Consider the following 4111-nt stretch of genomic DNA (forward strand, 5'->3'; position numbering starts at 1 on the left):
CGCAGCTCATAGAGCGCGCGCGGAAAGCCGTAGAAATCGTGGATCGTCTCGTTGGTGGAAACGGCATTGAGCTCGGGCTCGGCCGTCTCCCAATGCGCCGAGATCACCAGGATGGCCTTGGGCCGCGGCAGGCTGCGGCCCAGATCGACCAGGAACTGCCGGGCCGGCACCTCGGTCAGCGGCAGCATCGGCGACCCGTGCGACACGAACAGGCTCGGCAGCGTCATATTCAATCCTCCAGCTAACAGGTCAATGCGCGCTACGTAGTTCGCCTGCAAGTGCGGCCCGCGGTGCGCGCAACGCGTAAGCGCCGTCGCCGAGCAGCGATTGCACCAGCAGCGCAATGGTCCAGAACGCCGGATATTCCCAGCCGCCGTGCGGATTGTTGAAAAAGAATCCGGCCGCGCCGTGCACGGTGACGATGGCGCCGAGCAGGATCGGGGTAGCCGCCAGCGCCACCCAGCGGGTGAAGATTCCGAGGATGAGCGCGACGCCAGCCAGCACCTCGGCCGTCATCACGACATAGGCGAGCTCCGGGGGGAGACCGAGACTGCCGAAGAATTTCGCGGTTCCGGCGGGGGTGAATACGAACAGCTTCAGGCTGGCATGAACCAGGAACAGGCCGCCGAGCGTGAGGCGAAGCAGAAGCGCGGCATAAGGGGCGGTGCGGGAATCGATCATCGCAAGACTCCGAAAAGAGATATCCCGCTGTATGGATCATTCCCCGACAGGCGATAATCTGCTACTTGGGAATGACAGTTCAAACCAGCAGAGTGAAATCGGCCGATGCTCGACCGCCTGACCGGAATGGAGGTCTTCGTTCGGATCGCCAATGCCGGCAGCCTCTCGGGCGCCGCCCGGGTGATGCGCATGTCGCAGACCATGGTGACCAAGCATCTCGCGGCGCTGGAAGCGCGGCTCGGCACCAGGCTGTTTCACCGCACCACCCGCCGCCTGACCATCACCGAGGCTGGCCGCCGCTATCTCGATTCGACCGAGCGGCTGCTCGCCGACATCGAGAGCGCGGAAGTGGCGGTCGCGGCTGACCGGGTTGAGCCGCGCGGACTGCTGCGGCTCAACGTGCCGCTCGTCTTCGGCGTCAGGCAGATCGCGCCGCGGCTGGCGGCCTTCGCCGCGCGCTATCCCGGCGTCACGATCGACCTCGGCCTCAACGACCGCCTGATCGATCTGGCCGAGGAAGGTTGGGACGTCGCGATCCGAATCGGCGCGTTGCGCGATTCCAGCCTGGTGGCGCGGCGGCTCGCCCGCTGCCGGATGATGATCTGCGCCGCGCCGTCCTATCTCGCTGCGCGGGGCACACCGCGCACAACGGCCGATCTCGCCGGCCACAATTGCCTCGGCTATACGCTCGCCCAGGCCGGCGCGGCGCGCTGGCGGATGGGCGGCGCGGCCGCCATCGATGTCGCCGTATCCGGCAATCTCCGCGCCAATAATGGCGATGCACTGCTCGCGGCGGCGCTGGCCGGCCAGGGGCTGATCTACCAGCCGAGTTTCATCGTCGGCGACGATTTGCGCGCCGGGCGCCTGGTGCCGATTACGCTGGAGCAGCCGCCGTCCGACCAGTTCGCCGTCTACGCCATCTACCTGCCGGAGCGCACGCCCTCGGCCAAGGTGCGCGCCTTCATCGATTTCATTGCGGACGCCTTCGCGCCCGAGCCGCCCTGGGATCACGGCCTTGCGTGAGGGTACGCGACGGTTTTGCCTACAACGATCGTGGGAAGTGCAGGTCTTGCAGCTTGCTCGCTGTAACCTCGCCCCTAATAAGATGACTGGAGAGAACGCGATGAGTGATCAAACCTCCGGCAAGCGACCATGGCCGTTGCTGCGCTCGTTGCAGGGGTACCGCGCCGCGTTCCTGTCCGCCGACCTCGTCGCCGGGCTGACGCTGGCGGCGATCGCGATCCCCGAGCAGATGGCGACCAGCAGGCTCGGCGGCTTCACGCCCGAGATCGGCTTCTACGCCTTCATCGCGGGCTCGATCGGCTTTGCACTGGGCGGCGCCAACCGCCTCCTGTCCTGCGGCGCCGACTCGACGATCACACCGATCTTTGCCGGCGGGCTGGCGCTGCTCGCGACCACCGGCACGCCGGACTACCAGGCGCTGGCCGGGGCGCTGGCGCTATTGGTCGGGCTGTTGCTGCTGGGCGGCGGCGTGTTCAAGCTCGGCGGCATCGCCAATCTGCTGTCGCAACCGGTCACGTTCGGCTTCCTCGCCGGCATCTCGGTGCACATCATCGTCTCGCAGCTTCCCGGCGTGCTCGGCCTGCCGGTGCCGCACGGCCCGACGCTCGGACGGATCGCGACGCTGGCGCGGCACGTCGCCGACGCCAATGGCTACACGATGGCGATCGGCTTCGGCGTGCTCGCGGTGGTCGCGTTCTCGGAGCGCATCAGCGCCCGGATCCCCGGCGCATTGATTGCGCTGGTCGCCGCCACGCTGCTGACGATCGCGGGCGGTCTCGAAACCAGGGGCGTTGCCGTGGTCGGCGCGGTCACCGGCAAATGGCCGGCGCCCTCACTGCCGGTCATTGCGCCCGAGCAATGGGCCAAGCTGATCCCGCTCAGCTTCCTGATCGCGATCGTGGTGATGGTGCAGACCGCGGCGACCACGCGCTCGTTTCCATCGGATCCCGGCCGGCCCGCCGACGTCGATCGCGACTTTCTCGGCGTCGGTGCCGGCAGCCTGCTCGCCGGCCTGTTCGGCGCCTTCCCGGTCAATGCCAGCCCGCCGCGCACCGGCATCGTCGCCGAGACCGGCGGACGATCGCAGGCCTCGAGCCTGATCGCGGCGGCGATCGTACTGGCCCTGCTCGCCTTCGGCGCCACCCTGCTCGCGCATGTGCCGGATGCAGCGCTCGGCGGCGTACTGCTGTTCGTGGCGCTGCGCATCGTCCGCGTCGCGCAGATCATGCAAGTCTATCGCCAATCGATCGGCGAGTTCCTGCTGATCGTGGCGACCGCGGCCGCCATCGTGGCGCTGCCGATCGAACAAGGCGTCGCGCTCGGCATCACCCTGTCGCTGCTGCACGGCATCTGGAGCACGACGCGCGCACATCTGCTGCTGTTCGAGCGCGTGCCTGATACCACGATCTGGTGGCCGGCGCAGCCACACATCGTCGGCGAGACCATCGACGATATCGTGGTGGTCGGCTTCCAGGCGCCGCTGAGCTTCCTCAATGCGGCAACTCTCCGCGCCGATCTACAGGACATCCTGCAGGGAAAAGCGCCGCGACTGCTGGTGCTCGAAGCCGGCGGCATTCCCGAGATCGACTACACCGCGGCGCAGGCCTTGCGCGACCTCATCATCGTGTGCGGGGAGCACCACGTCACCTTCGCGGTAGCCCGGCTTGAGTCGGTCCGCGCCCAGGCCGCGTTCGAGCGCTTCGGCCTCTATGAGGTGCTGCCGAGGGATCACGTCTTCCACAGCGTGGATGAGGCGGTGCGCAGGCTTGGGCCGGCGAAGGCGGAGACGGTCGAAACGGAGTGATGAGCTGAGTCGTGATGAGTTGGGGTCGTCAGTAGCTGCGGTTGTCCGACGGCTACGGAAAGCGAACTAACTATCTAACCGCACGGACAGTGCACCCTCTCCCCTTGCGGGAGAGGGTGGCGAAATCGAACGAAGTGAGATTGCGGCGGGTGAGGGGTCTGTCTCCGTGGATAGAGACCCCTCACCCGGTTCGCCCTCGCGTCCGCGCCGGCGACCCACCCTCTCCCGCCAGGGGAGAGGGTACATCCGACTCGCGGCACGACAATCGCTTCGATTCATACAGATTAACGCCGTAACTCAATCAGAACGTCATCTGATAACTCACGCCGCCGGCACGATCTTGCCGGGGTTCAAAATGTTCTGCGGATCGAGCGCCCGCTTGATCGCGCGCATGGCATCGAGCGCCTCGTCGCCGAGTTCGGCCTTGAGATATTTCTGCTTGCCCTGCCCGATGCCGTGCTCGCCGGTGCAGGTGCCGCCCATCGCCTGGGCACGCTCGACCAGGCGATGCATGAACTCTTCGCCGCGCGCCATCTCGTCGGCATCGTCGAGATCGCACATCAGCGAGCAGTGGAAATTGCCGTCGCCGACATGGCCGACGAT

General features: G+C 66.8%; 5 protein-coding genes. 2 read left to right on the top strand and 3 right to left on the bottom strand.

Going from position 1 to position 4111, the window contains the following annotated elements; translation table 11 throughout:
- Nucleotides 1-227: DODA-type extradiol aromatic ring-opening family dioxygenase (locus WA702_RS22875; protein WP_425112835.1), on the bottom strand; the 227-nt coding region annotated here is incomplete at its 3' end.
- A gap of 22 nt (nucleotides 228-249) precedes the next feature.
- Nucleotides 250-681, bottom strand: a complete 432-nt coding sequence (locus WA702_RS22880; RefSeq protein WP_425112836.1) for a DoxX family protein — start codon at nucleotides 679-681, stop codon at nucleotides 250-252.
- 105 nt (nucleotides 682-786) lie between these two features.
- Between WA702_RS22880 and WA702_RS22885 the strand changes: the two genes are divergently transcribed.
- Nucleotides 787-1704, top strand: coding sequence for a LysR family transcriptional regulator (locus WA702_RS22885; protein WP_425112837.1), 918 nt, complete (start codon nucleotides 787-789; stop codon nucleotides 1702-1704).
- A 100-nt stretch (nucleotides 1705-1804) separates the two neighbouring features.
- Nucleotides 1805-3508: a SulP family inorganic anion transporter gene (locus tag WA702_RS22890; RefSeq protein WP_425112838.1), complete on the top strand. Its 1704-nt coding sequence runs from the start codon at nucleotides 1805-1807 to the stop codon at nucleotides 3506-3508.
- 321 nt (nucleotides 3509-3829) lie between these two features.
- Here the strand turns inward: WA702_RS22890 and WA702_RS22895 are convergent.
- A partial coding sequence (locus WA702_RS22895) for an FAD-binding oxidoreductase (protein ID WP_425112839.1) occupies nucleotides 3830-4111 on the bottom strand: 282 nt, incomplete at its 5' end.

Source organism: Bradyrhizobium sp. (assembly GCF_049798375.1).
Lineage (GTDB): Bacteria > Pseudomonadota > Alphaproteobacteria > Rhizobiales > Xanthobacteraceae > Bradyrhizobium.